Genomic DNA, 26,571 nt, shown 5'->3' with positions numbered 1-26,571 from the left:
ATGAAAGAAGAGGTTCATCCGTGGGCACGTGGCAGTTACAAGATGCGAAGGCGCGTTTCAGCGAGTTTCTGGACGCAGCGCTCGAGAAGGGCCCGCAGATCGTGACGCGCCGCGGCGTCGAGGCCGCCGTGTTAGTTCCCATTGAGGAATGGCGCCGCATGCAGCATGCTCACCGTCCCAGCATCAAAGAAATTCTCCTCGGTCCTGGGCCCCGTTTTGACATGCGTGTTCCGAAGCGCAGGAGACGAAAGCGTAGGCCACCCATCGACTTTAGTCATCCGGACTTTAAGTGAGCCGATACCTTCTCGACACCAATGTGGTCTCTGAGCTTCGCAAAGTCAATCCGCACGGCGCGGTGGTGGCGTGGTTAGACACGCTTCGCGCAGAGCAGGTATTCATCTCGGCTGTCACGATGGGAGAGCTTCAGGCAGGGGTTGAAAGAACTCGCAAGCAGGATGCAGCCAAGGCTCGAGAGATCGAGAATTGGCTGAGCTATGTAGAAACATCATTTTCATTGTTGCCCATGGATACTGCCTGTTTTCGCGAGTGGTCACGGTTGATGGAGGGAAAGTCCCGCGCTTTGGATGCAGACGCCATGCTCGCGGCGACCGCCCGGGTCCACGGCCTCACGGTAGCGACCCGCAACGAAAAAGACTTCACGCATCTCGGGGTCGGGATTCTAAATCCGTTCAAGGCCGGCGAATGACCTCCGCGCACGCACTCGGCCAGTTCCTGCGCACGCTGCCCGCCTCGGCTGCGGCGACTTTCCTGGCGCTGTTTCCGATTGTCGACCCGTTCGGCGGCGTCCCCATCTTCTTCTCGATGACTTCGACTTGGACGGCGCAGGATCGTCGTCGAACCGCGATCAAGACGGGAATTTGGGTCTTCATAATTCTGGTTACGTTTCTTTTCTTTGGGCGCTTTGTGCTGCAATTCTTTGGCATCTCGCTGCCTGTGATCAAGATCGCTGGCGGGCTGATCGTGGCCAATACGGCCTGGGGCATGGTGACATCGCATGCGCGCATCACGCCGGAAGAGAGCCACGAAGCCGAAGACAAAGAAGACATTTCTCTGACGCCGCTGGCGATGCCGCTGATGTCAGGGCCGGGTGCCATCGGCGTCGTAATGGCGCTGGCGGCGCATGTGGACAACGCAGCCGCGTATCTAGGCATGGTCATCGGCATTGCGGCCATCGCTGTGAGCGTTTCGCTTTTCTTTGGCCTGGGAGGTCCGCTAGTGCGGCGTCTGGGGCCGAGCGCGGTGGGCGCGATCAACAAGATTTTCGGCTTCCTGATTCTTGCCATCGCGGTGCAACTGGTGTGGAACGGCATGGCCGACTTCAGAAACTGAGTGGAAAAACGTGGCGGCGGACGCATTCGTCCGCCTGCGGCCGATAACGACAGAACTTTCAGAACTTTCTTTTGGAACTTCGTTCCTCCTCTCTACGTACCACCATCAGGCGCTTCCATGTCCAAGAGGTGCTTCATGTCCAAAAAGTCGCTTCTCCGTCTGGTTCTGCTGAACAAAACATTTATCGCTTGTCTTCCGCTCGTACTACTTGCGGCGGTTCCACTTTGCGCAGCCAGATCCTGGAGCAATGACTGGAACTACGAAGAGACCCACAGTGACGCTCGCGAGTTTGCCGCCGGCGGTTTCGTGCACGTGCGCCTGAGCGTTGGCGACATGCACATCAAGCGCGGAGATGCCAGCAAGATCAGCCTGCGCTACACCATCAAATCGCGCCGCGAGAAAACCGTGAAAGAGGCTACGGTGGACTTTGACGTGAAAGGCAGCGATGCCACGATCGAATTCCATGCGCCTTCCAGCAGCAACACCGAGTTTGACGTGGAGCTGGAAGTGCCGCAGAACACCAATCTCGACGTGCATGACAAAGTGGGAGACGTGACCGTGGAAGAGGTTGAGGGCGACAAGGATCTGAGCCTGGGCGTCGGCGACATTCGCGTGAACAGCGGGCACGCCCGATATCGTCTGGTCAACGCCAGCACCGGCATCGGGGAGGTCAACGGCGACGGCTACGGCGAAACCACCGGCTGGCTCGGCAAGAAGTTAAAGTATCACGGCGAAGGCAAGTACGAACTGAGGGCGCACGTCGGCGTGGGAGACATTAATTTGGAAGGGAAGTAGCGTCGCTGCCCACGGTCAGTTCACTCGCGCACCATTTGAAGTCGAACGATTTTGCCGGAGAAAATCAGCGACAATCCACGCCGCCGCTGTGATTGCCAGGTTCTGCGCGTTGCCAGCCCAGTTGAACAGCGTATGCGGATCGGCTAAGAGCCTCGGCAGCCAGACCAGCAAACCGAAGCCGACTATCATTACAGTAAGTAATTGAGATGCAAGAAGCGCGAAACGTCCGGAGAGTAGCGCGATGGCGGCTAGCGCCAGCGCAATCGTGGTCGCGATTGCCCAGAACATTTGTCCGGGAGGAATCCACTTGGGAACGAACGATGCAGTTCCAGAAAGATAAAAGAGTTGTTCCAGCGTGAAGGAAACCACGCAGATTCCGAAGAATACGTAGCCGAGACGAGCGATCCGTGTTTTCGCCGCTCCCACCGAATCCTTCCCGGCGCTCGAGTCATACACGCTCGATTCATACACGCTCGACCCATAAACGATGAGCGCGCCCGAGACCAACGAGAATTGCTCGAAAAAGTTGCCCCACGGATCGTAATTCAGCGGCTCCGCAACGATGAACGGCACCCAGAGCAGGGCAAAGACAAGGTATATGGCGCCGAGTGCGAGAGCGCCAATTCGCCTGGTTCTCGGCCATTGAATCGCAACGCCGCCGAAGATTTCGATGGCCGCGGCGAGGTAGACCAAAACATCGCGGTGAGGAACGTTGCCCAGCGCCCGGATCTGTTGCCATCCGTTAAAGTCATGCCACACCAAAGTGATGACGCCGAAGGCGATGGCAGCCAATCCGTATACGTGACGCCCGAGATAGATTCTCATAGTCTCCGTTTCTGCGCAGGCCTTGGAGTATAGACGCGCTGGAGTAAGAAGAGTAACGCTTAAGTCGACGGGACTCCCGCTCCTGATTAGATTTCAACCAAACCGTGTAGAATTTATGACGGAGCGAGACCATGGCGGCTGACAAACAACATGCCACGAACTGATCGAAAAGCTGGCTCCGAGCCAGGTGCCGGAGGCGATCGATATGCTCGAAACTTTGCTCGATCCCGTTGCGCGCGCGATTGCGAACGCTCCAGTGGATGACGAACCGGAAAACGAGCAGGAGCGTCAGGCTGTTGCCGAGTCAAAGGCTTGGTTCAACCGACGCGGAGGCAAGGGAATTCCGCACGAAGAAGTCCTCGCTGATTTTGGCCTGACTCCCGATGATTTCAAGAACAAATAAAAATAGGCGCGAAGATGAGCAAGATCGCTTGGTCGGGGGCACACGGCAAAGTGTTCCTGTGGGAACATAACGTCATCACAGTAAGAGGCATGCGAAGTTGTCATGACACGTAAGCCATAGAAAGCAAAGCGACTCGCTGGCGGCATCCTGGACTCCCGCGAATTTCTTATAGTCTTTTCGGCGCAGACGAGTCGGCGATCCACTTTTCTAACAGCTCGTGGACTTTTTCCGCTGGAACGACTCGAACAGCTTTCACATCTCGGATGCCTTCGTCAATGGCCGCGAGAGTTTCGTCGTCTTCTTTGGCTGCGAGAATATCCTTCAAGCGCTTTCGATCCGCAGCCAAGTTTGCGCGGGCATTCTCCTGCAGCTTCTGTGCGAATTCAAGCCAGTTCGTAGCCGTGGCTACAGAATACTCCGCCGCCGACGTTTTCAAACCTTCTCGATGCACGAGCCCGTGGTACCCACCCTTTCGCAGCGAACGCGATAAGGATGGGGCACCCGGCGGTTCTCAAAATCTCATTATAGATTCGCCAGGAATATGCTTCGTATTGCGAGCGGGAAGTGAGAAAATGACATTGCACCAAGTTTCCGAGAAACGGCATGGCGAAGAGGACACGCGCGGCGGAGAGAAAATGCGTACATTGCCTTCGTGTGTGCGAATCCTTAACTTCTGATCATGCTCTCCCGCAGTCTTGGTATCCCGACACAACGCCGCAGACTGTGCAACGGTGGACTGCGCCGAGCTGTCCAAGATGTAACAGCGAGCTGGGGCGGCTCGAAAAGGATCTTTTTATCCGTACTGTCTTATGCATCGATCCTCGAAAAGAAGGGGTTTCTGGGCTCGGGGCCAGGGCGCTTCGTTCTTTAGGGATCGATGCCCGTGGAGTGTCAGAATCAGAAAAAGCCTATCGAGACCGCCTGGGATCCAAGATCAGAACGGAGTTGATGCCTTACGAGGATCTCGCCAAAGGTCGCGGCGCAATACCAGGGCTAGGGCCACATGAAAATTCGCCGTGGGGAGTGCCGATCCCTTGGGCAGGACTGTCCATCCTAGCTACAAAGATTGCTCGGGTCTGCGAGCACAAGCTCAAACATAGATTTTTGGAGGTCCCTTACGGTATCCGCACGTCGGTTAGCGACGATGGCATTGTGCCCGAATTCCTTGCACCGTTTGTGGAGGTTTTCGATTTTGGTCCCGGCTTCAGGATTGCAAGAATCTCGCCCATCGAAGATCGACTCAACGTGCGTTATTGGATCTCAATCTGGGGTTCGATACATCTCCGTGCCATTATCGATTTGGAGGATGATCTCCGGAGAATGGACAGTGGTACTTCAAGCGTCGAAGGGATCACGCTACAGAACGCAATGCAAATCTCTTCCTATCTGCGCTCCCTACCCTAAAAGGCATGCGAGACTAATCGTCCCCTAGAAATTCTCTGGCCTACTTCAGCGTAACTAACCGCTCCACCAACTCCGAGTAATCTTTCTTCTCGATGCCGTGCACCTGCTTGTTATATTCGTCGACTTTCGACGAATAGTTCATCGAGCAGAATTTGGGGCCGCACATGGAGCAGAAGGCGGCTTCTTTGTAGTAGTCGTCGGGGAGAGTTTCGTCGTGCATGGCGCGGGCGGTCTCGGGGTCTAGTGATAAAGCAAACTGTTTTTCCCAGTCAAATTTGTAGCGGGCGTAGCTGAGGGCGTCGTCGCGGTCGCGAGCGCCGGGGCGTTGGCGGGCGATGTCGGCGGCGTGGGCGGAAATTTTGTAGGCGATGATGCCGTCTTTCACATCTTTTTCATTGGGTAACCCTAAGTGCTCTTTTGGGGTGACGTAGCAGAGCATGGCTGCACCGTACCATCCGATCATGGCCGCGCCGATGGCGCTGGTGATGTGGTCGTAGCCGGGAGCGATGTCGGTGACGAGCGGGCCGAGCGTGTAGAACGGGGCCTCGTAGCACAGCTCAACTTCTTTTTCGACCTGTTCTTTGATCTTGTCCATCGAGACGTGGCCGGGGCCTTCGATCATGACCTGCACGTCGTGCTCCCAGGCTTTCTTGGTGAGCTCGCCGAGAGTTTTCAGTTCGGCGAACTGGGCTTCGTCGCTGGCATCGGCGACGCAGCCGGGGCGCAGGCCGTCGCCGAGAGAAAAGCTAACGTCGTACTTCTTGAAAATCTTAACGATGTCGTCGAAGCGGTCATATAAGAAATTTTGTTTGTGGTTGTAGGCCATCCATTGCGCAAGGATTGCGCCGCCGCGGCTTACGATGCCGGTAATGCGCTTCGAAATCAGCGGCAGATACTGAATCAGCACGCCGGCGTGTATGGTCATGTAATCGACGCCCTGCGCGGCTTGCTCTTCGATCACTTCGAGCATCACTTCGGCGTTCAAGTCTTCGACGCGCTTCACGCGGGCGATGGCTTCATAGATCGGAACGGTACCGATCGGAACCGGCGAGTGCCGCAGAATGGCCTCGCGAATTTCGTGAATGTTGCCGCCCGTCGATAAATCCATCACTGTGTCAGCGCCGTAATGCACGGCAGTGTGCAGCTTCTTCAACTCCTCATTCACTTCCGACGTGACGGCCGAGTTGCCGATGTTGGCGTTGATTTTGCACAGCGACGCCACACCAATCGCCATCGGCTCCAGCTCGGGATGGTTGATGTTGGCGGGAATAATCATTCTTCCGCGGGCCACTTCGTCGCGCACCAGTTCCGACGTCAGCTTTTCTTTGTGGGCGATGAACGCCATTTCTTCGGTGATCACGCCCTGGCGGGCGTAATGCATCTGGGAAAAGTTGCCGCTGGTATTTTCTTTCTTGCGGCAGGCGAGCCACTCTGCGCGCGGTTGCGGGATGCTGTATCCGTTGCTGCCATTGCCATTAGGGAAAGTCATAATCAGTGCGGCCTCTGCGAATCTGTAAGTCTTGATTATAAACGCGCCCGTCGATTCGAATGAGCGTGCGTAGGGGCGGACGCATTCGTCCACCCGGCAAGCGCCGAGACTGCTGGCAAGAATCGGCGAATGCCGCCGGACGAATGCGTCCGCGGCCACGCGAGCAATTGCGCAGAGACTTTGTTCTTGACTCTCCACGCACCATTTTGTAGTCTTGTCAAGACAAGTTCGCTCTTCAGCTTGCTGTCGGGCGAACCTGAATTTCATGCAGAGTGGCTGAGGGACGAGCCCTATGACGCCACGGCAACCGAACCGGGATCATATATCCCGGCTGACTGGTGCCAACTCTCTCCTGGAAACAGGGAACATGGGATTCGGCAAGCGCGCTGTATTTGCTTTCCGATAGCCTCTTTTCCTATTTCCCGGAAAAAGAGGCCTTTGCTTTTTAGGCCACTTTTTCGGGCTCGTACCCAGCTATTCGCAGCTTGCAGCAGAAAGCGAGTAGCAACATGTCTCACGCCGATCTTCATTACGAACTGCGGTGCCGCGAATGCGGACGGACCTGGGGGAACCAGCCCCGCTCCATCTGCGACGATTGTTTCTCCCCCTTGGAAGTGGCTTACGACTACGACGCCTTGCGCGGACATTTTGACCGTGAGCGCATTGCCCAGCGGCCACCGAACATGTGGCGCTACTCCGAGCTTTTACCTCTGCCGCACGGATATGAACCGCGGCTGCCGGTCGGCTTCACTCCGCTGCTTCAGGCTCCGCGTCTGGCGGCGCAATTGAGTAGGTCATCTTCAGATACGGCCGCGAGAGGGACGGCCGCGAAGAACCTCTACATCAAGAACGACGCCGTCTGTCTGCCGACTTTAAGTTTCAAAGACCGCGTGGTCGCGGTCGCGCTCTCGCAGGCGAAGGCTTTCGGCTTCGACACCGTCTCGTGTTCATCGACCGGAAACCTGGCCAACGCCGTTGCTGCCCACGCCGCGCGCGAAGGATTGAAGGCGTGGATCTTCATCCCGTCCGATCTTGAGCCCGCGAAAATTCTGGGTACGAAGGTCTTCGGCGCCAAGGTCGTCCGCATCGCCGGCAACTACGATCAGGTCAACCGGCTGTGCTCGCAGATCGCCGACGAGCATCGCTGGGGTTTCGTCAATGTTAACTTGCGGCCTTACTATGCCGAGGGATCGAAAACTGTCGGCTTCGAAATCGCCGAGCAACTGGGCTGGCGCCTGCCCGATAACGTCGTCTGCCCTATGGCCGGCGGGTCGTTGATCGTCAAGATCAAGAAGGCGTTTGAAGAACTCGTCAAGCTCGGACTGGTCGAGCACAAGGAAGTGAAATTCTTCGGCGCACAAGCTACGGGATGCTCTCCGATTTCGACTGCGGTCAAGACCGGCAGCTCTGAGATCGAGCCCCAGAAACCGTCGACCATTGCGCGCTCGCTCGCCATTGGCAATCCCGCCGACGGACACTACGCCATCAAAGCCATCAAAGGCAGCGGCGGATGGAGCGAAGATGTCAGCGATCCGGAAGTGATCGATTCGATCAAGCTGCTGGCGGAATCGGAAGGCATATTCACCGAGACTGCCGGAGGAGTGACGGTCGGCTGCGCGGGCAAACTCTATCGCCAGGACCGCATCCTGCCGGAAGAGACCACCGTTCTTTGCATCACCGGCAACGGGCTCAAGACGACCGACGTTTTTGCGGGCGTTTACGAGACCGAGCGGGCGATTGCTCCGAAGCTGACGGAGTTCGAGAACTACTTGCAGCGATCGCTGAAGACGACCGACATTCCTGGAGTGATTGCCGAAGCGGTGGGAGCGTAAACATGCCGATCACCGTGCAAATTCCGACGGCGCTACGCCGCCACACCGACGGCCTGAAGTCGATTACCTGTGTCGCGTCGAACCTTGGAGATTTGTTTTCCGTGCTCGACGAAAAATTTCCCGAGCTGAAGCCCCACCTGCGCGACGACCAGGGCCAGATTCGCCGCTTCCTGAATGTTTACGTAAATGAAGAAGACATACGCTTTCTCGGCGGTGCGGGATATGCGTTTCAGGAAGACGACGAAGTTTTGCTGGTGCCCTCGATCGCAGGCGGCACCATCACGTAGCCCCGGACGCATTCGTCTGGGGAAAAGCATGGTGCATTCGTTGCGGACGGACGAATGCGTCCGCCGCCACGTGGGCGTTGCTATGGGGCTGGGGCCGTGACCTGCCCCGTCGAGAGATGCAACTCTTTCGTGCGCTCCACCACCCACTGCGGAAATTGTGGAGCGCCTTGCGGAATCTTGCCTTGTGTAATTGCCCAATGGTCGAGCCATCCCGTGCCTTCTTCCCCCACATAGGTATCGGGCAGGCTGTAGGCGGGATCGCTGAGCGCGTCTTCGAGGGTGATGAAGCGATAACCGCGCTTGCGCAGAACGTCGAGCAATTCGCCGACGTGATCGGCTTCCAGGTTGCTGGCGTGCAATAGCAGAATCTGTTTCGGTTCGTAGCCGACGATCTTCGCGGAAAGCTGTTCAGAGTATGCGAACACCGCGTCGTGATACGCGAGATATTCCTTCACGATCTTTGTTTCGAGATCACCATCATTTCGCTTTTTCGCGTCTTCGTAGAGTCCGGCGAACATCCAGTCCCAGCCGTCGAGTGTAATGGGAGCGATGCGGTAGCCGCGCTCTACAAGAAATGCCTCGGCCTCGCGCCGCGTCTGCAGGTCGCGTCCGGTATCGAGATAGGGATGGCGGAAATACCGCAGTTTCATTTTCCGCTGCGCCAGCAGTATGCGAGTCACGCTTTCGCCCTGGATGACGTCGTCCTCCCACGCTTTCAGTCCGACCTGGTTTAGCGAAGCGTGACTGAAGGTATGATTTCCCAGTTCGAAACCATAGTCGAGCCACATTTGAAGCGCCTTGATGCGCTCATCGACTTCTCCGGTTTTATAGAGCTTCTTCTCGTTTACGAAGCCGACTGCGGGAACTTTCCGATCGCGCAACGTGGTCAACAGCTTGGTTGTCATCGCCGTGATGTCGGCGGCGGGCAGACGATCGGCCATACCCGCGGGAAGGTCGTCGATCGTGACCGCGACCTGGCGGTCTGGTTTGGCTGCCTGGCTTATGGCGACGGCACACAATAATAGAAGCAAGCAGGCAGCGGCGAGCAGAAGGAACCTGTTCATCTAGAGCCCTCTTTGGCGCAAGTGTGAATGCGAAGAGGTATTAGAACATGGCCGACGTTCCTTTAGCTGGATGCGGCCGGCCGGAAACTGGAAAAACAGTTGGTGCAATCGGCTCGCAGGAGTATAATCTAACTAACTAGTTAATTAGCGATTTCCGGGGCAAATTATGGCTCGTCTATTTCATCGCCGTCATGCATTGCACCGCCGCATGGGATCCCGCGGGCAGCCCGAGGAGAGCCGCGCGGCCATTCTCCACGCGGCCGCCGCGGAGTTTGCCGAACACGGCATCGCTGGAGCTCGCACTGACGCCATCGCCGGCGAGGCCGGGGTCAACAAGGCCCTGCTCTACTACTACTTCAAAGATAAAGAAACGCTCTACGGCGCGGTGCTCGACGACGCGTTCTCCGGACTGAAAGACAGCGTGTTCCGTGTGCTTGACGGCGACCTGCCGCCGCGCCAGAAGATTCTTGCCTACGCCGGCGCGTACTTCGATTTCATCGCGTCTAACCAGCTTTATCCTCGGCTGATGCAGCGTGAGATGATGCGGGCACGCGAAGGCCAGTCGCAGCACATCGACAAGATCGTCAAGAACTATATCCAGCCAATTTTTGTGCGGGTGGGCGAACTGATGCGAAAAGGAATCTCTGCCGGCGAATTTCGCGCGGTCAAGCCCGAGCATTTTGTGCCGTCAATGGTCGCGATGATCGTTTTTTATTTCAGCAGCGCTCCCATGATGCAGAAGATTGTTGGGTTTAACCCTCTGACGCCGGAGCGGATCGCGGAGCGACGCGCTTCGGTGCTCGATTTCATTTCTGCCGCCTTGTTTGTTCCAGAGCGTTTATCTCCGGAACTGGGCTTAAAGCGAACGTCACGCAAGGAGCACGCTCATGAGCGCGCGTAACCGTTTTCTCATCCTTCTCGGAGTCATCTTCGCGATTGCCGCGACCTACTACTTTTTCTCGGTCGACCATTCCAAGGATCTGGTGCTGATCGGCACGGTCGATGCAAACCAGGTGATAGTAAGCGCGCAGGTCGAGGGCCGCATCCAGAAACTGCTGGTGGACGAGGGAACTCCGGTTAAGGCCGGAGATCTGATCGCCGTGCTCGACCCCTCGGAACTTGCGGCGCAAGAAGCCGCATCCACGGCCACAATCGCGAGCCTGCAACACAAAGTTACCGAGATGCAGGCCACCGAACTATCGACAACCGGCTCGACTTCGAGCGATGTGGCCAACGCGCTGGCCAAGCTGTCGTCGGCGAAGGCGCAACTGCTTCAGGCCAAAGCTGCGCTCGATCGCACTGAGAGCGACAGCCGCCGCGCCATTGCATTGGCCAAAGCGGGCGTGGCATCCGATCAGGATCGCGTGCAGGCCGAGACCAATCTGCAGGCTGCGCAGGCCACCGTGCAGGCTCAGCAGGAGTTGGTGAGAGCGGCGGAAGCCGATCTGAATTCGGCCATCGCGCGCACCCATCAGGCGAATGCCGCGAAGAGCACTGTCGCCTCGACCGAGGCAGATTTAAAGAATGCGGTCGCGTTGAAAAATCAAGCCGCGGTCCGCCTGGGTTACACCAATGTGTATGCGCCGGTCAGCGGGACGGTTTCGGTGCGCGCGGCGCGGCAGGGAGAGGTTGTCAACATCGGCGCACCGATCGTCACGATCGTCGACCTGAACGACACGTGGGCGCGAGCCGCCATCCCGGAAACGTATGCGGACCACATTGGTTATGGCGATGTGCTGCGCGTGCGGCTGCCCGGTGGAACGGTGCAGAGCGGCAAAGTATTTTTTAAAGGCGTGGAAGGCGATTTCGCCACTCAGCGCGATGTGAGCCGCCGCAAACGCGATATCAAAACTATCGTGCTGAAAATTCGCATGGACAACCCCAAGGGCGCGTTCGTGCCCGGCATGACGGCCGAAGTCCTAGTATCGCCGGAGCAACTGAAGGGCACTGGCACGCAGAGCACAGCCGACGCGGGGCCACGATGATGGCGGAGTCAAATCAAAACACGAAGCACGGGGCGACATTGGAGAAGCCCGTCTACGATCCTGCGGCGCCGTCGGCCATTGAGGTCGATCATATTGTTAAAAAGTACGGCGACTTCACAGCCGTCGACGACGTTTCATTCAGCGTGAAGGAAGGCGAAATTTTCGGCCTGCTCGGTCCGAACGGGGCAGGGAAGTCAACGCTCATACGGATGATGACCACGCTCATCCCGATTACCGCGGGGCACGCGCGCATCGCGGGACATGACGTTGCCAAGGAGCCAAATGCCGCGCGCCGCATGATTGGGGTGATTCCACAGGCGCTCACCAGCGATCTGGATCTGACTGTCGAAGAGAATATGAATATTTATGCCAAGCTCTACGACGTGCCAGCGAAAGAGCGGAAGAAGTCGATCGATGAGCTGCTTGAGCTGGTTGATCTGACCAAGTGGCGCGATGCGGCCACGAAGACGCTCTCCGGCGGAATGCGGCGGCGGCTCGAGATTGCGCGCGGTCTGGTCCACCATCCCCGGATATTTTTTCTCGATGAGCCGACCACCGGACTCGACCCCGTATCCCGCGTAGCGGTGTGGGAGATGCTGGGCAACATCAAAGAACATCGGCAACTGACGATTCTGATTACCACCCACTACATGGATGAGGCTGACCGCCTGTGCGATCGCATCGCTATCGTCGATCACGGCAAATTGGTGGCGCTCGACGCGCCCAGCGCTCTTAAGGCCAGCGTGCCGGGATCGAACGTGATTGAAGCACAGTTCGAAAATCCTCCGGCGGATTGGCAGCAAAAACTGGGCGCGCTCGATGAAGTGACGTCGGTGCAGCATGAGGGCGCGGGGATGTATCGCGTACTGACCGGCAACGGTTCGCACACGACGACCCAATTGGTAGAAATGGCCGTCCAGAGCGGAGTTGCGGTGAAGTCGCTTTCGGTGCAGAACACTACGCTCGACGACGTGTTCGTTCACTACACCGGGCGGCAACTGCGCGACGAACTGCAAAAAGCGTATGCGTTCGTAATGCCGCAGCGGCCGGGGTTGCAGCCATGAATCGAATGATGGCGATTGTCGAGCGCGAGATGCGAAAATTCTTCCGCTCGCCGGCGCTGATGCTGGCATCGATGATTTTCCCGCTGGTGCAGTTGATCATTCTGGGCAATGCGTTCGGCGGAAAGATTCACGATGCCCGCGTCGCCATCGTCGACCAGGACGGTGGTCCGCAGGCCGTGCGAGTCCGGGAAGCATTCGATTCCGTTCGCGCCAACATCCGCACCTTCGTGCCCATCGAGTACGACAGCGAACGGCAGGCCCAGGAAGATGTGCGCAACGGCAAACTGGAAGGCGCGGTGATTATCCCGCCGCAGTTTTCGCGGCGCGTGTACGAGGAGAACCATCCCCGCATTGCGTTGGTCGTCGATAACAGCGACAACTTCATGAGTTCGGCGGTCGAATCGGAATTAACCGACCTGACCAACTCGCTCAACCAGCCCACGGTCTCGCCCCGCATTCTGCAGCAGACGGCGCTCGACATTGTCGAACTTTATCCCTACATCGAGTACATGAAATATCTGCTGCCGGGGTCGCTGGTGCTGGCCATGTTCGTCTCGGTGATGATCGGCGGCGGCATGCTCTACATCGACGACAAAGCGCGCGGCGTGCATGAAGGCTACCTGGTCACGCCGATCACGAAGCTCGAACTCGTGCTGGGACTGAACCTCGCGGGCGCCATCAAGGCCGTGATGACGGGCGTGATCATCGTTGCCATCGGCTCGATGATGGCGGGCGTGGGCACGATTTTCAATCCCGTAACCGTGATCGGACTGCTGATCATGATCGTGCTGACTTCGCTGGCCTTTAACACAATGATGTTCTTGCTGATGGTGCGCATTGAAGATCCGCTCGTTCCGCGGGCGATGTTTGGCATTCTCAACACGCTGCTATTCTTTCCCAGCGGCTCGGTCTATCCCATTCAAGCCTTTCCGCCGTGGCTGCGCGCGATTGCGAAATGCGATCCGTTCACCTACGCAGTCGACGGTTTCAAGTGTCTGCTGCTAAAAGAAACAACGCTCTCCGCGGTCTGGGGAGACATGCTGTTTCTCTCGATCTTTGCTGCGGTCACGTTGGGCGTTGCGATTCCGTTGTTCAAGCGAACCCTATAGAAGAATTGAGTAATTTGGGAAATTTGATAATTGGGTAATTGAAAACCGATCCCGCCGGTTTTCAAAATTACACAATTGCTAAATTACTCAATTTCTCAATCGTCCTGCCTAATTTTCGGGAACTTTTAACTTATTGCCTGTGTCCGTTATGCTAGAGAGGTATGACACTTCTGGATGCCCAAGAGTTCGATCTGGAAAGAGCGCGTAAGCGCAGAAACCGAATCATTTCTGCGATCGTGATCGTGTTACTTGTAGCCGGCTTGCTATGGTGGTTTCGCTATTGGCCGGAAGAACACGTGGCGCGCCAGTTCTTTAGCGCGCTGCAAAAACAGGATTACAAGTCCGCCTATGGCATCTGGATGCACGATCCGCAATGGGCGCAGCATCCTGAACAGCACGCGAAATATCCGTTCAATGAGTTCTATCAGGACTGGGGACCGGGCGGGCAGTGGGGCCTGATCAAGACGCAAAAAGAATACGGGGTCAGCGCTTGCCCCGGCGGCGGGAGCGGCGTCGTTGTGGATTTCGTGGTCAACGACCGCACCGAACACGCGCAGGTCTGGGTCGAGAAGTCGGATAAGACGCTGAGCTATCCGCCCGGGCCTTGCGAGCTGGTTTTCCGGTAGGCGATACGATGGCGGCTACGCCGGCGCTTTTGCAAGCGACGCCATGGTTTTCGTAAGAGTTGCCTCGTCGCTCACATTCAGGCAGGTTTTTGAGCGGTCGATCTGCCGCATTAATCCGCACAGAACTTTTCCCGGCCCCACCTCGATGAATGTCTGCACACCTTGCGCAATCAGCAGGCGCATGCATTGCTCCCACTTCACCGATCCCGTAACCTGGCGCAGCAGCGTGTCGCGGGCGCGGAGATCGTCGGTCACCAGTTCGGCATCTACGTTGCACGCGACCGGGTAGACCGGCTTCTGCATTTTGAGATGATTCAAATCGCCTGCCAGACGATCCTGTGCGGGCTTCATGAGCGAACAATGGAAAGGCGCGCTGACGGGAAGCAATTTGGCGCGCTTGGCGCCGCGCTCGTCGGCCAACCTCGCGGCGCGCTCGACGGCGCCCATGCTGCCGGAAATGACGATCTGTTCCGGCGAATTGATATTGGCCAGTTCGCAGACTTCGCCCTGCGCCGCATCCTGGCAAACGACAGAGACTTTCTCCAGGTCCATGCCCAGGATGGCGGCCATCGCGCCCACACCCACCGGCACGGCGCTCTGCATATATTTGCCGCGATTGCGCACTGTACGCACGGCATCTGCAAAACCGAATGTGCCGGACGTCACGTGCGCGGAATATTCGCCGAGACTGTGCCCCGCGACAAAGCAGGGCTTCGACATCCGGGACTCGATTACCCGCAGCGCCGCAATCGACACAGTCAAGATTGCCGGTTGAGTAATTTCGGTCAACCGCAGCTGATCTTCCGGGCCCTCGAAGCAAAGGGTGGAAAGCTTATAGCCGAGTGCGTCGTCGGCTTCTTCAAATGTCTGCCGGGCCACGGGATACTTGTCGGCCAGATCCTGGCCCATGCCGACGGCCTGCGAGCCCTGGCCGGGGAAGAGGAATGCGATGGCGTTTTCTGTCATGAATTCGAGTAGCGCCGCCGTACCGGCGGCTGTCCGGCGGGCGTCCTCGCCCGCCGCGCGGTAGGCGCCACGCCTTCAAAATCTTTAACAGATCGTTTGCTGCCTGCACCGAGGGCGAGACGCCCTCGGGACAGCCGCCGGGACGCTGGCGCTACAAAACCTTAGCCCGGCTGCGGCATTGCTGCTTCTACCGGCGCCGGATGCACCGCTGCTAGTCCGCGTTCGATCGATCCGTTAATGCCGCGTTCGGAAAATTCTGCCGCCACGCGCACGGCATTCTTGATGGCGTTGGCATTCGACGAGCCGTGCGTGATGATGCACGCGCCCTTCACGCCCAGCAGTGGCGCGCCGCCATATTCGGTGTGATCGAGGCGCTTCTTAAAATCGGTGAAGGCGCTGCGCGAGAGCAGCGCACCCACTTGTCGCGTGATCGTCGCCTTCAGCGATTCTTTAAGCGCCGTGCGCACGAGGTTGGCCACGCCCTCGGAAATTTTCAATGCAACATTGCCTACAAATCCATCGGCCACGATGACGTCGACTTGGCCGTTGTAAAGATCGCGCCCTTCCACATTGCCCACAAAATTCAGCGGAAGCTGCTTGAGCAACTGAAACGATTCGCGCGTGAGTTCGTTGCCTTTGCTTTCCTCTTCGCCAATGGAAAGCAATCCGACGCGTGGACCGTGAGTAGCGGACTTCTTTCTGAACACGGTACTGCCAACTCTCGTATTCCCAAACATGGCGCGAAAATAAATATCGCCCATCACGGCGAACTGTTCGAGATTCTGCGGTGTGCAGTCAACGTTCGCGCCCACGTCGAGCAGCATGGCGGGATTTCCCGGGGCAGTGGGGAATACCGCGGCCAGCGCCGGCCGATCGACGCCCGGAACCGCGCCCAGCACGACTTTCGCCGTGGCCATGGCCGCTCCAGTGTTTCCCGCGGTAACGAAACCTGCGGCCTGACCCTCGCGCACCATACGCAGGCCGACGCGCATGGAGGAGTCGCGCTTGGCGCGAATCGCCTCCACTTTGTCTTCCATGGTAATGAATTCGCTGGCGTGGACGATTTCAATGGCCAGGCGAGCCGCCGAAGGATGGCGATCCAATTCCGCCTTGACGACAGCTTCCGGGCCGACCAGCAGCACCCTGACGCCGTAATGACGCGACGCCAGAATGGCGCCCTCAATCTCCGGCTTGGGAGCGCGGTCCGAACCCATTGCATCCAGCGCGATCACGCTAGGCATGGCGTCTTTGAGCTAGCTGGCTTCTTTGACGTCGAGAACTTCACGACCTTTATAGTACCCGCACTTAGCACAGGCGCGGTGCGGCATTTTTTTCTCATGACAGTTCGGGCACTCGGACAGGCTGTGGGCTTTGAGAGCGTCGTGCGCGCGCCGTGTGGAAGTGCGTTTCTGGGAGTGTCGTCGTTTCGGATTAGGCATGGTATTGAATTCCTCTCAAGAAAGCTGTCAGCTCTCAGCTGTCAGCCCTCAGCTAAAACTCTTGAACCTGAATAAGATCTGTCGACTCCCGCGGATAAGAATCTAGTTTCTATCGGGACTCTAGAAAATTTAGCGGAAACAATTTTCGACTGAAAGCTGACGGCTGATAGCTGACGGTTTTTCAGTGCTGCAACTTCTCGCGAATTTCTCGTAACGCCGTCCATCGCGGATCTTCGACCGCGACCGCGCAGGAACATTGTTCCTCGTTCAAATTGGTCCCGCAGTGTGGACACAGGCCGCGGCAATCCTCGCGGCACGTAACTTTCAACGGCAACGCCAGCAGCACCTGTTCGCGCAAAACATCTTCCAGCAGAATGCCGTCGCCTTGATAATAGCCGATCTCGGCCTCGGCGTCGGTAACCGAAAGCTCGTCGCGTCCTGCGTCGGCCCCGAGCGGTCGATAGAGCAACTCGAAGTCGCGGGCAATCTCTTGCCGTACCGGTTCCACGCAGCGGGCGCATTGCAGTTCGAGCCCCGCGGTCAGGCGCCCCCTCAGGCGTATGTCCGTTATTACCTCATGCTTACCGTGATGCTCTTCGACCACCTCGGCGTGCCCTACGGCCTTCAGTGGCGTGATCTGCCGGGCTTCGCCTCCCAGGTCGAGGACATCGGGCTGAAACTCCTCCTCAAAATCAAGCGGATGAGCTTCCAATTCTTTGATGTCGAGGAACATTGCGAAACCTCCGCGCCCATGTTGCCAGCCTATCGCATCTTCCAGGCCCGCGGAAGCACGCCAAGAGGCGCAAGTACCGCAAGGAGCAAGACTTAGGATAAAACGCGAAGGGAGAGAATGTCAAGAAAAACGGGGTGGGCTTCGGCCTAGGAAAGTGCTAGACTGTCCCTAGGGAGGCCCTATGCCAACGCTGTATGTCGAAAACGTACCAGTGGCCGTGTACAAAGCGCTACGCGAACGTGCCCGGAAAAACCGGACGTCGATTGCGGCGGAAGTGATCGACCTCCTTGAGCAGAACGTTCCTACCGCCGAAGAATTACGGCGTCGGCGAGAGTTCGCTCGAAGAATGAAAGAACTATCTTCGCGCGAACCGCTCACACCTGGCCCGTTTCCTTCCGCTGAAGAAATGATCCGCGAGGATCGCGAGCGGTGAGGAAGTTTGTCGTCGACGCGAGCGTTGCCGCGAAGTGGATGCTGCCCGCCAAGGGCGAATTACTCCGGCCGGAGGCGTATCGATTGCTGGATTCCTACGGAGCCGGCGAAGTCGGGCTCTTGGTGCCCGACATTTTCTGGGCAGAGTGCGGGAACATTGCCTGGAAGGCGGTCCGGCAGCAACGCTTTTCTCGCGCCGAGGCCGAACTAGCGATACTCTTGATGACACAGCGCGCGATCCCAACCATCCCGTCGGCAGAGCTCTTGTCTAAAGCCCTAACCATCGCTTTCAACTTCGGCCGGTCAGTTTACGATTCTTTGTACGTAGCTTTGGCGGTGCAAGCTGAAAGGCAACTGATCACCGCCGACGAAAGCCTGGCGAATGCACTCGCTGCCCACTTGCCGGTGAAATGGCTGGGCGCGCTCTAACCTAATCACCCAGCTGCAGCACCTCGATCGTCCGGCTTGCCGATTCCTCGAAAATCATCTTTCTGTCGATTTCCGGCGTGCTCTTGGCCAGCCGGTGCGGAATCAACCACGCCAGGAATGCGACCGGCACCAGACTGATCATGCGCAACGGTTCACGCAGAGCCGTTGCTTCAAACTCAGACGTCGATAGCGCGTAGATCAGAAATCCGAAACCGAACGATAGCAGGATCACGATGGAATGCTGCTTGAACAGCGGAAGCGTGCAGGTAAACGGAAGCTTGCGGAAGCGAACCAGAAGAATATTCGTCAACAATACCGCCCAGGTTCCCACAAGCAGCGTGTGCAGGGACGCAATCAGCCAGCCTTCGAGGTAAGCGTAGACGGGAAATGCGATGAAAAAAACGCAAGGCAATACGAAGGTGAGAATTACGTTTCTGGCCAGCCGCTCGCATTCCCGCTGATCGGAATCGATCATTAATTGGAAGAGCCAATTGGCGCGCAACTCCACTGGAAGTTCGAAGACAAGCCGCAACCCAGCAACAACCAGAAATGTAAGGATAAATGGGATGGAGAGAGCGTCGGGCGAGAGCGCAGCCTGCCGTGCCGAGGTCGCATTCTCTGTGGCGTCCATGAGAGCTTGTGAAGACAGCACCAGGCCCAGGCCTGCAACCGCAGTCATAACCAGGCGGTGGGCCTCGCTGCGGCGCAGAGTTTTCCAGACGAAAGAAAAGCCGCCGATCTGGAACGCGGTTCGCAAGAGCAGGCGCGACAGATGTCCTAAAATCGAGTCGCCCGCGTCCGCCCTGCGGTTGCGGCCCGGAGCCGAGACGGACTCGGTTAACTCGGAGATGCGAACGAAGTGGCGCCGATAGCCCGCGACATAAGCACAAAAAGCGACCACCACTACTCCGCCGATGAGCGGAAACGTCAGTCTCGCCAATTCGATCATGGCCGGAGTGGCGCGCCCGCGCATCCACTGACACAGTCCCAAAAACCAGCACGAGGGCAGGAGGAACGCCCACCCGGGTGCATTTCCGCGCAGATGCCGTAGCGAGTTTGGAACCGCCGCCGTAGTGCAAAGCAGCGCAACCAGATAAATCACGACCAACCCGCGGGCATAGGCGGATCCTCGCCGAAAGGCAGACGGAGGCAGCATCGCCATCAGCAGACCCAGCACTGAAAATACTGCGAAGAACGAGAAAAGGCTCGAGAGCAAAACTCCGATGGCATGCACGGCCCCAAATTTCACGAAAAAGAAAAACTTCATTTGCGTCGCCGCCACCACAGCGGGGAATAATATGCAGGAAACGGCGTTCACATCAAATGCAACCAAGCCGCCGAGAAATACCACTGCAACGAGGTTTGCGAAAAAAATGGTCCGGGTGGCAATCGGCAATGGCACCAGATTGATGTAGTCGCGGCGGTCCGGAAAAATGGCGTCCCAGCGCCACACGGCGACCGCGCCGGTCACCGTCATCGAAAGCACGATAAAGAAATACTCGTCGGGAAGCGCAGCCTGCAAAACATCGACATTGGTAATGCCGCGTAGCCACTGCGCGAAGGTCCCGTATTTGTCCAAGAGCAACAGCGATACAAAACCGCCGGGCATCGCCAACATTGTGAGCACCAATCCGACGCCCAGGTCGAGCCCTTCCGCGTCGGCGTCTCCACTGCCGCGAAAGATGCGCGCGAGGAAGAGCTCCACGAGTCGCAGAAACGGGCGTTCCCGGTAGTAATCCCACCAATGCCGAAGAATTTCGAACGGCGACGTCATGCTGCCCTCATCTGCATCACGTCCACAATATTACGCGCGACCGAGACCGTGTCTACTTCGTCCACTAGATGCAGGAACGTGTTCTCGAGCGACTGGCCCAGGATCTGTCCGATGTTGGCCACGGAATCTTGTGCGATTACGACTCCTTTTCGGAGAATCAGCACATCGGAGCAGACCTTTTCCACGACCTCCAGCATGTGCGAGCAATAGAACACGAGTTTTCCCTGTTGCCCCAATTCCTGCACGAGGTTCTTGAAGATCAGCGCGGAGGTCACGTCCAGCCCGGAGAGCGGCTCGTCAAAAATGAAGATCTCGGGATTGTCCATGATCGCGGCAATCAGCAGCAGGCGCTGCCGCATTCCCTTGGAATACGAACTAATGCTGGCATGGCGGCTCGGATGCAAGGAGAACAACTCAAGCAGGGAATCGATTTTAATAGGGAGACGTTTGTGATCCATCCCGCGCAAAATGCCGATCAGTTCGAGATATTCCCAACCGCTTAAGTACGGATAAAGATGGGCCTCTTCAGGGACATAGCCTAGACGCTTGCGGTAAGCCGCCAGGTTGTCCTGGATATCGTGACCCGCGAAGAGAACTGCGCCTCGCGTAGGCTGCAATAATCCCGTTAGCATTTTTACAGTCGTGCTCTTGCCGGAGCCGTTGGGGCCGAGGCATCCGAGCACCTCGCCGGGCCGCAGCGAAAATGACAAGTCCTGCACGGCCGGCAGCGAGGCATAACGTTTGGTCAGGTGCACGGCTTCGAGCATTTATTACCTCGAGCGGCGAAGTGCTGGATGTCAGAGCGAGAGAGACTCCAACGTCGAGACTCTGGTATTGCTTAGACACCGGACGACCGAACTGAGTTCCGGTGAACGAACTTACTTCCCGTCCGGCATCTTCAGGCCGAGTGCGTGCACGGTGACTTCATCCAGCTTGGCGCCCGACTCCCGGTTCGTGACCACGCCGAAGCTGCCGGAATAGTCCCACATGGCCCAGCCAATGTTGTGGCGTTCGAGCGAGGTACGCACGTCAGTAATCCATTGCGCGCGGTCCTGCGGATCGGAAAAATTCCGGAACACGCCGAATTCGTTGCAGGTGAGCGGCACGCCGTGTTGTTTGGCCCAATCCGCAGCCTGATTGATTTCGGCCTCAACGCGCGCAGCGTCCCAGTGATCCTGCCCGTAACGGATTACCTGCATGCGATCGCGCGGTTCGGGCACGAGCGTGGCCACCTGTGCAGCATTTTCCGGCGACGACGGATAGTGCAATCCCTTCAGCCAATGCCAGTAATACGCGCCCCAGGTCGCGCCCTGATGCGTGAAAATGTGTGGCTCATAAAAGTGGAAGACGTAAATAACGTTGGGATCGGGCAGGGGTTCAAGAAATACGAGGTCGTCATCGTCGTCCCAGCGCGCGCCCGCGGCGATGATGGTGTGCGAAGGCGCGCCGCGCCGAATCGCCGCTGCCAGCTTGGCTTCGACGCCATACCAGCGATAAGCATCGCGCATCTCGGGTTCGTTCAGAATTTCGAAGAACACGCGCTCTGGATCCCACGACGCATAATGTTGCGCGATCGTGTTCCAGAAATCCGCGAAACGCGCGACAAAGTCGTCTTCCTTTGACAATCGCTCCTTAAAATCGGAGTTGGGATGCATGTCGATCTCGACCGCAAGCCCTGCGTCGAGAATCATTCTGACTGCTGCGTCCAGATAACCGAAATACTCTGCGCCGCCGTTGCCATTCCGCATGGCGTCCATCATAGGCTGTGGATTCACACTGAGCCGCACATGATCGAAGCCGGCAGACTTGATCAGCGCAATGTCCGACGCCGTGGTCCAGCTTTGAAAATGTTCTGTCGTGTATCCCTTAGGATCGTAGACCTGCGCGAACCATTCGCTCAGATTGATGCCATGGCGAATGTGCGCCAGGCGTGCAGTTGGCACGAAGGATGCCGGTGTACTTTGAGCGAAAGAAACGGAAACTAGAAATATAACGGCAATCCACTTGCCCATGACTGAAGTTCTCCAGATCTACTATGCTCATGTGGCGACAGCCGCCGCGGCTGTCGGCCGTGTGCGGCCCGGTTTTTGGCGGCCAGGACCGCAATTAACTCTTGAGAACGGGCAACGTGCGAATCCGCTTCTTCGTCGCCGCATAGATTGCGTTGCACAGCGCGGGAGCAACCGGCGGAACCGACGGCTCGCCGATTCCAGTCGGAGACTCCGCGCTCGTAGCCGCATAGACTTCGACCGTGGGAGTTTCCTCCATGCGCAATGGTGCATAGTCGTCGAAGTTGCCCTGCACTACGCGGCCCTTCTCAATCGTGATCTTTGCGCGCAGCGCATTGCTCAAGCCGTAGACGATACCGCCCTGAATCTGCTGCTCGAGAATCGCGGGGTTCACCACCTGCCCGCAATCAACGGCAGCCACAACGCGATGAATGCGGGGCTGGTCGCCTTCCATCGTGATCTCAACCACCTCAGCCATGTACGAAGCGAAGCAGCCGAAGCAAGCGATGCCACGATAACGGCCGGCGGGCAGTGGCTTGTCCCATCCCGCTTTCTCGGCGGCAAGTTGCAGCACGGCGCGCATGCGGGCCGTATGCCAGGTCGTCGAGAAATATTGCAAGTCCTGATCTTTCGCGAGCAAATGAAGCCGGTATTGCACCGGATCTTTGTTCGCAGCGACCGCAAGTTCGTCGATGAAACTTTCCAGCGCGAATGCCGCTTGCAGCGCGTACACCGAGCGCATCCAGCCCAGCGGGACGGGCGTTTCCGCGAGCACGTAGTCGATTGAGTAGTTGGGGATTCCGTAGACCGGTCCGGCTTCGTCGGGCAGATCGGGATCCACTCCGTTCGGCGTCGGCTGACCTTTCTGTCCGCTGATTGACGGCGAGATAAGGCGATGAGTCAGCGCAACTGGAAATCCGGAACCATCCAGCGTGGCGCGGAGTTGATGCAGGCTCGCGGGACGGTAGAACGAAAACCGCATGTCGTCTTCGCGTGTCCAGATCACTTTCACCGGAGCGTTAATTGCTTTCGATACCAGCGCTGCCTCGACCGCGTAGTCATGCTCGAGCCGGCGGCCAAATCCTCCGCCCATCAAAGTAACGTTGACTTTCACCTGATCGGGATCGAGTCCGATTGCGGTCGCCACCGAGTCGCGGCAATCCTGCGGCACCTGGGTCGGCGCCCACAATTCGCATTTTGCTCCCTGGAAGTGCGCGGTGCAATTGCCCGGTTCCATGGGAGCGTGCGCCATGAAGGGCAATTCATATTCCGCGGAGATTCTTCGTCCCGCAGCTTTTCCGGCATCGCCGGCGGAGAAAAGATTCGCTGGCTTTTTCGACGCGGCCTGCTTCAGCACCGCCATAACCGTCGCGGTATTCAGATCTTTGTTAGGCCCGTCGTCCCACGCAATGTTCAGTACGCGGCGCCCTTCCATCGCCCCCCACACGCTGTCGGCAACCACGGCTACAGCCGAGTCGCCGATCTTGCCCACATAACTCACGCCGGAAATCCTTTTCGATTCCTTGTCGTCGAAGCTCGACACTTTCCCGCCGATCGTAGGACAGCGCGAGAGCAGAGCGAATTTCATTCCAGGCATACGGAAGTCGATGCCGAAAACAGCTTCGCCTTTCACTTTGGCGGGCGAATCGACGCGCGCCAGCCGCTGCCCAACGATCTTGTAATCCTTGCTTTGTTTTAGAGTGACGTCGGTTGGAATGGGGAGCATCGCGGCCTTGCTGGCGAGTTCGCCATAACTCAAAGTCCGATTGGTTGCAGCGTGCTTGATGTGGCTGTTCTCCGCTGTACACGATGACCGCGGAACTCCCCAGGTCAGCGCGGCGGCTGAGATCAGCATCTCGCGTGCCGAAGCGCCGGCTTTGCGCATGGGATCCCACGTAGTGCGAACGCTCGCGCTGCCGCCGGTAGTCTGATCGCCGAAGAGCGTACTCGCTCCCGCCTGCTCGATTTCGATCTGCTTCCAGTCGGCCTCCAATTCTTCGGCGAGGATCATAGGCAGCGCGGTACGCACGCCTTGCCCCATCTCGGAGCGCGCGACCACGATTGTCACTTTATTGTCAGGCGTTATGCGGAGATAGGCGTTGGGCGAGAACGTTTCTGCACGTGAGCCGTTTTTATGCGGCAGATAGAAGCCGATGACCAGTCCGGCGCCCGCCGCAACTCCGGCAGCGACGAACTCGCGACGCGAAAGCGGGCTCATCGCGCACCTCCGTTGCCGGCCGCGCGATGCACGGCCTTGCGAATCCGTTCGTAAGTTCCACAGCGGCAGAGATTGCCGTTCATGGCCTGGGTAATCTGTTCGTCAGTGGGGTTCGGTGTTTTCGCGAGCAGCGCCGCGGCCGTCATGATCTGTCCGGTCTGACAGTAGCCGCATTGCGGAACTTCTTCGGCGATCCAGGCCTGCTGGAGCACGTGCAGGCCATTGGCTCCAAGGCCCTCGATCGTGGTCACGTTTTTGCCGGCGACCTGCGACACGGGTGTAGAGCAGGAGCGGATGGGGCTGCCGTCAACGTGAACCGTGCAGGCTCCGCATAATCCGGCGCCGCAGCCAAATTTTGTTCCAGTGAGTTCGAGTGTGTCGCGAAGAACCCATAGCAGAGGAGTTTCCGGTGAGACGCTGACTTTCTGTTCACTGCCGTTAATGCGGAGTGTGAGATCGGCCATGTGGGTCCAGTGATGGAGTTGAGAAGCTGGACAACATGGTACTGAACCCGCGGGAAAATAGAAACGGCGCAATTACCGGCCTGTTCAGCCCGCTACCATAATTATCAATTATCCTGAGGCGGTGATGATTAGGTATACCATCGCGGTTCCGCCAATGAGCCGGTCCGCGGGAGGATAATCGTCCGAACGAGGTTAGCGAACGAGACCGAAAGCCCGACCAGAAACTACTTCAGTTGAGATAACTTCTGGGTGGCGAGTTGCGCGGCTTCAGCGCCGGGATTTTCTTTCTTAATCTGCTCGTACGTGCGCTTGGCCTCAAGCGGCTGGTTGGAGTTCTCATAAAGTTCAGCCAGCTCCAACTGTGTCGTCACTTTGCTGACCGAAGCGGTGGGCTTATTGATGAGTTCCTGATAGAGGGCTACAGCCTCTTTGGTACGATTGATTTGTCCATAGAGCGAGGCCAGCGCGGACTTGGCAACGGAGGCGACTTCGCGGTTGCCGGCGGAAATAACCTCTTTGAAATTACGCTCCGCGGCGGCGTTGTCACCCAAAGTAGCCGCCGTCACGCCCAGAAAATAGTGAGCCATATCGGCAGTACGGGTGTGCGGGTACTTCTCAACGATGGCCTGAAACTGTTTCTGCGCGGCCAGAGCGCGTTCTTTTGCCGACGTGAAGGTGGGAAAGTCGGGCTGCTCCGGTGCGCCTGAGGCGCGCAGTTGCGTATCCATGGTGCGAACCCCAACCGACAAATCTAGACTGGCCTTTTCGTCCTGAGTATTCAGGTAGAACCACCCGCCGATTACGGCGGAGAGAATGATCACGATCGCGACCACGGAAATGGCGAGAGTCGAGCGGTGTTCGGCGGTCCAATGGGCGGTTTTTTCGGCGGCACCGATGGTGACGCGGCTAAAGGCATCCTGTTTCAGCTGATGGCGGGTTTCTGCGCGCACGGACTTCCCTTCTGATGGTAGCGGTAGGCTGGTCGAATCAAAGCGACGAAGCAACAGTTTAGCAGGCGCAAAATAGGGCGTCAAAGCGCGCGCCCGGGTGGGAGCATTCCGGATTGCGCAGTTGATCATCTTTGCGTTCTCTGCGCTATTTCTTAGCATCCTTTGCGCTTAGAATTTTTTGACTCTTGCAGCCCCCACAAGGAAAATCTGAAACCGCAAAGTGCGCTAAGAATTCCCGGAAAGGCCGCGAAGACTGCAAACCGGGACTGCCGGCTACTTGTTTCGGCAAATGCAGTAATCATGCCTGCAGACGCTTTCCTCGCAGCAACCGCCCTTGCGGCTTCATCAGATTCTGTGCGCTAGCGTACATCGTTCGCTGTATTGGGATGGACCATCCAAAAGCATAGGGTGATAGCAAGTTGCCTTTCCCTACTCGCCGTCCGCCGCCTCGAACGAATCGGCGCGGCCAGCAACCGCCAAAGGCATTTCTCGAGGAGGTTGCATGCCTCACGCGATTTTGATCGTCGACGATAGTGCTTTAATTCGTCACTCTATCCGCGACTGCATTGAGCGCAACACAGACTGGCTGGTTTGCGGTGAGGCCGAGAACGGTGAAGCTGCCATTGAGAAGGTCCGGCAGTTGCGTCCCGATGTTGTGATCATAGACTGGCAGATGCCGGTTATGAACGGACTCGATGCGGCCAGAGAAATTAACCGCATCCACCCGGGGGCGACCCTGCTGATGATCACCTTGCACGAATCAACGGAGCTGATCGCGACCGCACACGCCGTCGGAGTCAAGGAAGTGTTGTCCAAGACGGATGCTGTCGCCGATCACCTGCTGGCCTCGCTCCGGAACGTCTCGAGCGGCGAACTAAAGAGGGATCGGGGCGAGACATCAGGGGTTCGTGACTATTTTTGATT

General features: G+C 57.7%; 29 protein-coding genes and 1 riboswitch. Of the genes, 15 read left to right on the top strand and 14 right to left on the bottom strand.

The window, feature by feature from the left end; translation table 11 throughout:
- Positions 1 to 20: 20 nt before the first annotated feature.
- From VGM18_16320 to VGM18_16305, 4 genes are all read left to right on the top strand, one after another.
- Positions 21 to 293 carry a type II toxin-antitoxin system Phd/YefM family antitoxin gene (locus tag VGM18_16320; GenBank protein ID HEY3974571.1) on the top strand — a complete coding sequence of 91 codons (273 nt, stop codon included), beginning with the start codon at positions 21 to 23 and terminating at the stop codon, positions 291 to 293.
- The gene (locus tag VGM18_16315) at positions 290 to 706 is read left to right on the top strand and encodes a type II toxin-antitoxin system VapC family toxin (GenBank protein ID HEY3974570.1); all 417 of its coding nucleotides are present in this window, start codon (positions 290 to 292) and stop codon (positions 704 to 706) included. Before VGM18_16320 ends, VGM18_16315 begins: the two co-directional genes overlap by 4 nt.
- A complete protein-coding gene (locus tag VGM18_16310) occupies positions 703 to 1,350 on the top strand; it encodes a MarC family protein (protein ID HEY3974569.1) in 648 nt (215 codons plus the stop codon). Before VGM18_16315 ends, VGM18_16310 begins: the two co-directional genes overlap by 4 nt.
- 135 nt (positions 1,351 to 1,485) lie before the next feature.
- Positions 1,486 to 2,145, top strand: a complete 660-nt coding sequence (locus tag VGM18_16305; protein HEY3974568.1) for a hypothetical protein — start codon at positions 1,486 to 1,488, stop codon at positions 2,143 to 2,145.
- Positions 2,146 to 2,160: 15 nt separating this feature from the next.
- On the opposite strand, the gene VGM18_16300 is transcribed toward VGM18_16305, so the two are convergent.
- Positions 2,161 to 2,970, bottom strand: a complete 810-nt coding sequence (locus VGM18_16300; protein ID HEY3974567.1) for a DoxX family membrane protein — start codon at positions 2,968 to 2,970, stop codon at positions 2,161 to 2,163.
- Between the two features lie 205 nt (positions 2,971 to 3,175).
- Here VGM18_16300 and VGM18_16295 point away from each other — a divergent pair, with 205 nt between their 5' ends.
- Positions 3,176 to 3,373, top strand: a complete 198-nt coding sequence (locus VGM18_16295; protein HEY3974566.1) for a hypothetical protein — start codon at positions 3,176 to 3,178, stop codon at positions 3,371 to 3,373.
- A gap of 166 nt (positions 3,374 to 3,539) precedes the next feature.
- Here the strand turns inward: VGM18_16295 and VGM18_16290 are convergent, their stop codons facing one another.
- Entirely contained in the window at positions 3,540 to 3,809 is a 270-nt protein-coding gene (locus VGM18_16290; protein HEY3974565.1) for a hypothetical protein, read from the bottom strand.
- Between the two features lie 1,008 nt (positions 3,810 to 4,817).
- Positions 4,818 to 6,266: a phosphomethylpyrimidine synthase ThiC gene (gene thiC, locus VGM18_16285; GenBank protein ID HEY3974564.1), complete on the bottom strand. Its 1,449-nt coding sequence runs from the start codon at positions 6,264 to 6,266 to the stop codon at positions 4,818 to 4,820.
- 260 nt (positions 6,267 to 6,526) lie between these two features.
- A riboswitch (SAM riboswitch) is annotated at positions 6,527 to 6,640 on the top strand.
- Between the two features lie 135 nt (positions 6,641 to 6,775).
- Between thiC and thrC the strand changes: the two genes are divergently transcribed.
- Positions 6,776 to 8,098, top strand: a complete 1,323-nt coding sequence (thrC, locus tag VGM18_16280; GenBank protein ID HEY3974563.1) for a threonine synthase — start codon at positions 6,776 to 6,778, stop codon at positions 8,096 to 8,098.
- A gap of 2 nt (positions 8,099 to 8,100) precedes the next feature.
- A complete protein-coding gene (locus VGM18_16275; GenBank protein ID HEY3974562.1) occupies positions 8,101 to 8,385 on the top strand; it encodes a MoaD/ThiS family protein in 285 nt (94 codons plus the stop codon).
- A gap of 80 nt (positions 8,386 to 8,465) precedes the next feature.
- Here VGM18_16275 and VGM18_16270 read toward each other — a convergent pair whose 3' ends face one another.
- Entirely contained in the window at positions 8,466 to 9,449 is a 984-nt protein-coding gene (locus VGM18_16270) for a polysaccharide deacetylase family protein (GenBank protein HEY3974561.1), read from the bottom strand.
- 166 nt (positions 9,450 to 9,615) lie between these two features.
- Between VGM18_16270 and VGM18_16265 the strand changes: the two genes are divergently transcribed.
- The 5 genes from VGM18_16265 (at position 9,616) to VGM18_16245 (ending at position 14,233) form a co-directional block, all read left to right on the top strand.
- On the top strand, positions 9,616 to 10,350 hold the full coding sequence (locus VGM18_16265) for a TetR/AcrR family transcriptional regulator (protein HEY3974560.1): 735 nt from the start codon (positions 9,616 to 9,618) through the stop codon (positions 10,348 to 10,350).
- Positions 10,337 to 11,434, top strand: a complete 1,098-nt coding sequence (locus VGM18_16260) for an efflux RND transporter periplasmic adaptor subunit (GenBank protein HEY3974559.1) — start codon at positions 10,337 to 10,339, stop codon at positions 11,432 to 11,434. The genes VGM18_16265 and VGM18_16260 overlap by 14 nt, the downstream gene beginning before the upstream one ends.
- Entirely contained in the window at positions 11,431 to 12,498 is a 1,068-nt protein-coding gene (locus VGM18_16255; protein ID HEY3974558.1) for an ATP-binding cassette domain-containing protein, read from the top strand. Before VGM18_16260 ends, VGM18_16255 begins: the two co-directional genes overlap by 4 nt.
- Positions 12,495 to 13,607, top strand: coding sequence for an ABC transporter permease (locus VGM18_16250; GenBank protein HEY3974557.1), 1,113 nt, complete (start codon positions 12,495 to 12,497; stop codon positions 13,605 to 13,607). Before VGM18_16255 ends, VGM18_16250 begins: the two co-directional genes overlap by 4 nt.
- A 161-nt stretch (positions 13,608 to 13,768) precedes the next feature.
- On the top strand, positions 13,769 to 14,233 hold the full coding sequence (locus VGM18_16245; protein ID HEY3974556.1) for a hypothetical protein: 465 nt from the start codon (positions 13,769 to 13,771) through the stop codon (positions 14,231 to 14,233).
- A gap of 15 nt (positions 14,234 to 14,248) precedes the next feature.
- Here VGM18_16245 and fabD read toward each other — a convergent pair whose 3' ends face one another.
- The 4 genes from fabD to VGM18_16225 all read right to left on the bottom strand — a co-directional run bounded on the left by fabD (position 14,249) and on the right by VGM18_16225 (position 17,371).
- On the bottom strand, positions 14,249 to 15,199 hold the full coding sequence (fabD, locus tag VGM18_16240) for an ACP S-malonyltransferase (GenBank protein HEY3974555.1): 951 nt from the start codon (positions 15,197 to 15,199) through the stop codon (positions 14,249 to 14,251).
- A gap of 161 nt (positions 15,200 to 15,360) precedes the next feature.
- Positions 15,361 to 16,440: a phosphate acyltransferase PlsX gene (plsX, locus tag VGM18_16235; GenBank protein HEY3974554.1), complete on the bottom strand. Its 1,080-nt coding sequence runs from the start codon at positions 16,438 to 16,440 to the stop codon at positions 15,361 to 15,363.
- Positions 16,441 to 16,452: 12 nt separating this feature from the next.
- Complete coding sequence (gene rpmF / locus VGM18_16230; GenBank protein ID HEY3974553.1) at positions 16,453 to 16,638, bottom strand: 50S ribosomal protein L32; 186 nt, start codon at positions 16,636 to 16,638, stop codon at positions 16,453 to 16,455.
- 181 nt (positions 16,639 to 16,819) lie between these two features.
- Positions 16,820 to 17,371 carry a DUF177 domain-containing protein gene (locus tag VGM18_16225; GenBank protein ID HEY3974552.1) on the bottom strand — a complete coding sequence of 184 codons (552 nt, stop codon included), beginning with the start codon at positions 17,369 to 17,371 and terminating at the stop codon, positions 16,820 to 16,822.
- 181 nt (positions 17,372 to 17,552) lie between these two features.
- Between VGM18_16225 and VGM18_16220 the strand changes: the two genes are divergently transcribed.
- Together VGM18_16220 and VGM18_16215 are read left to right on the top strand one after the other, a co-directional pair.
- A complete protein-coding gene (locus tag VGM18_16220; protein ID HEY3974551.1) occupies positions 17,553 to 17,804 on the top strand; it encodes a hypothetical protein in 252 nt (83 codons plus the stop codon).
- The gene (locus VGM18_16215; protein ID HEY3974550.1) at positions 17,801 to 18,232 is read left to right on the top strand and encodes a type II toxin-antitoxin system VapC family toxin; all 432 of its coding nucleotides are present in this window, start codon (positions 17,801 to 17,803) and stop codon (positions 18,230 to 18,232) included. The genes VGM18_16220 and VGM18_16215 overlap by 4 nt, the downstream gene beginning before the upstream one ends.
- Position 18,233: 1 nt before the next feature.
- On the opposite strand, the gene VGM18_16210 is transcribed toward VGM18_16215, so the two are convergent.
- From VGM18_16210 to VGM18_16185, 6 genes are all read right to left on the bottom strand, one after another.
- Positions 18,234 to 20,006 (bottom strand): hypothetical protein, encoded by a 1,773-nt coding sequence (locus tag VGM18_16210; GenBank protein ID HEY3974549.1) that lies wholly within the window; start codon positions 20,004 to 20,006, stop codon positions 18,234 to 18,236.
- Complete coding sequence (locus VGM18_16205) at positions 20,003 to 20,773, bottom strand: ABC transporter ATP-binding protein (GenBank protein HEY3974548.1); 771 nt, start codon at positions 20,771 to 20,773, stop codon at positions 20,003 to 20,005. The genes VGM18_16210 and VGM18_16205 overlap by 4 nt, the downstream gene beginning before the upstream one ends.
- A gap of 111 nt (positions 20,774 to 20,884) precedes the next feature.
- A complete protein-coding gene (locus tag VGM18_16200; protein ID HEY3974547.1) occupies positions 20,885 to 21,949 on the bottom strand; it encodes a cellulase family glycosylhydrolase in 1,065 nt (354 codons plus the stop codon).
- A 163-nt stretch (positions 21,950 to 22,112) separates the two neighbouring features.
- Entirely contained in the window at positions 22,113 to 24,233 is a 2,121-nt protein-coding gene (locus VGM18_16195; protein ID HEY3974546.1) for a xanthine dehydrogenase family protein molybdopterin-binding subunit, read from the bottom strand.
- Positions 24,230 to 24,697: a (2Fe-2S)-binding protein gene (locus tag VGM18_16190; GenBank protein ID HEY3974545.1), complete on the bottom strand. Its 468-nt coding sequence runs from the start codon at positions 24,695 to 24,697 to the stop codon at positions 24,230 to 24,232. Before VGM18_16190 ends, VGM18_16195 begins: the two co-directional genes overlap by 4 nt.
- 224 nt (positions 24,698 to 24,921) lie before the next feature.
- The gene (locus tag VGM18_16185; GenBank protein ID HEY3974544.1) at positions 24,922 to 25,647 is read right to left on the bottom strand and encodes a tetratricopeptide repeat protein; all 726 of its coding nucleotides are present in this window, start codon (positions 25,645 to 25,647) and stop codon (positions 24,922 to 24,924) included.
- 502 nt (positions 25,648 to 26,149) lie between these two features.
- On the opposite strand from VGM18_16185, the gene VGM18_16180 reads away from it, so the two are divergent.
- Positions 26,150 to 26,569 carry a response regulator transcription factor gene (locus VGM18_16180; protein HEY3974543.1) on the top strand — a complete coding sequence of 140 codons (420 nt, stop codon included), beginning with the start codon at positions 26,150 to 26,152 and terminating at the stop codon, positions 26,567 to 26,569.
- Positions 26,570 to 26,571: the final 2 nt, after the last annotated feature.

It is taken from the genome of Candidatus Sulfotelmatobacter sp., from assembly GCA_036500765.1.
In the GTDB taxonomy this organism is placed as follows: Bacteria; Acidobacteriota; Terriglobia; order Terriglobales; family Acidobacteriaceae; genus Sulfotelmatobacter.
The sequence above is the reverse complement of the archived record's forward strand: the minus strand, read 5'-3'. Positions and strand labels throughout refer to the sequence as shown.

Excerpts from the sequence above, each read along its gene's own strand:
- VGM18_16310 (HEY3974569.1), top strand. The coding sequence starts at position 703 with ATGACCTCCGCGCACGCACTCGGCCAGTTCCTGCGCACGCTGCCCGCC.
- VGM18_16305 (HEY3974568.1), top strand. The coding sequence starts at position 1,486 with ATGTCCAAAAAGTCGCTTCTCCGTCTGGTTCTGCTGAACAAAACATTT.
- VGM18_16300 (HEY3974567.1), bottom strand. The coding sequence starts at position 2,970 with ATGAGAATCTATCTCGGGCGTCACGTATACGGATTGGCTGCCATCGCC.
- VGM18_16295 (HEY3974566.1), top strand. The coding sequence starts at position 3,176 with ATGCTCGAAACTTTGCTCGATCCCGTTGCGCGCGCGATTGCGAACGCT.
- thiC (HEY3974564.1), bottom strand. The coding sequence starts at position 6,266 with ATGACTTTCCCTAATGGCAATGGCAGCAACGGATACAGCATCCCGCAA.
- thrC (HEY3974563.1), top strand. The coding sequence starts at position 6,776 with ATGTCTCACGCCGATCTTCATTACGAACTGCGGTGCCGCGAATGCGGA.
- VGM18_16275 (HEY3974562.1), top strand. The coding sequence starts at position 8,101 with ATGCCGATCACCGTGCAAATTCCGACGGCGCTACGCCGCCACACCGAC.
- VGM18_16270 (HEY3974561.1), bottom strand. The coding sequence starts at position 9,449 with ATGAACAGGTTCCTTCTGCTCGCCGCTGCCTGCTTGCTTCTATTATTG.
- VGM18_16265 (HEY3974560.1), top strand. The coding sequence starts at position 9,616 with ATGGCTCGTCTATTTCATCGCCGTCATGCATTGCACCGCCGCATGGGA.
- VGM18_16260 (HEY3974559.1), top strand. The coding sequence starts at position 10,337 with ATGAGCGCGCGTAACCGTTTTCTCATCCTTCTCGGAGTCATCTTCGCG.
- VGM18_16255 (HEY3974558.1), top strand. The coding sequence starts at position 11,431 with ATGATGGCGGAGTCAAATCAAAACACGAAGCACGGGGCGACATTGGAG.
- VGM18_16250 (HEY3974557.1), top strand. The coding sequence starts at position 12,495 with ATGAATCGAATGATGGCGATTGTCGAGCGCGAGATGCGAAAATTCTTC.
- VGM18_16245 (HEY3974556.1), top strand. The coding sequence starts at position 13,769 with ATGACACTTCTGGATGCCCAAGAGTTCGATCTGGAAAGAGCGCGTAAG.
- fabD (HEY3974555.1), bottom strand. The coding sequence starts at position 15,199 with ATGACAGAAAACGCCATCGCATTCCTCTTCCCCGGCCAGGGCTCGCAG.
- plsX (HEY3974554.1), bottom strand. The coding sequence starts at position 16,440 with ATGCCTAGCGTGATCGCGCTGGATGCAATGGGTTCGGACCGCGCTCCC.
- rpmF (HEY3974553.1), bottom strand. The coding sequence starts at position 16,638 with ATGCCTAATCCGAAACGACGACACTCCCAGAAACGCACTTCCACACGG.
- VGM18_16225 (HEY3974552.1), bottom strand. The coding sequence starts at position 17,371 with ATGTTCCTCGACATCAAAGAATTGGAAGCTCATCCGCTTGATTTTGAG.
- VGM18_16220 (HEY3974551.1), top strand. The coding sequence starts at position 17,553 with ATGCCAACGCTGTATGTCGAAAACGTACCAGTGGCCGTGTACAAAGCG.
- VGM18_16210 (HEY3974549.1), bottom strand. The coding sequence starts at position 20,006 with ATGACGTCGCCGTTCGAAATTCTTCGGCATTGGTGGGATTACTACCGG.
- VGM18_16205 (HEY3974548.1), bottom strand. The coding sequence starts at position 20,773 with ATGCTCGAAGCCGTGCACCTGACCAAACGTTATGCCTCGCTGCCGGCC.
- VGM18_16195 (HEY3974546.1), bottom strand. The coding sequence starts at position 24,233 with ATGAGCCCGCTTTCGCGTCGCGAGTTCGTCGCTGCCGGAGTTGCGGCG.
- VGM18_16190 (HEY3974545.1), bottom strand. The coding sequence starts at position 24,697 with ATGGCCGATCTCACACTCCGCATTAACGGCAGTGAACAGAAAGTCAGC.
- VGM18_16180 (HEY3974543.1), top strand. The coding sequence starts at position 26,150 with ATGCCTCACGCGATTTTGATCGTCGACGATAGTGCTTTAATTCGTCAC.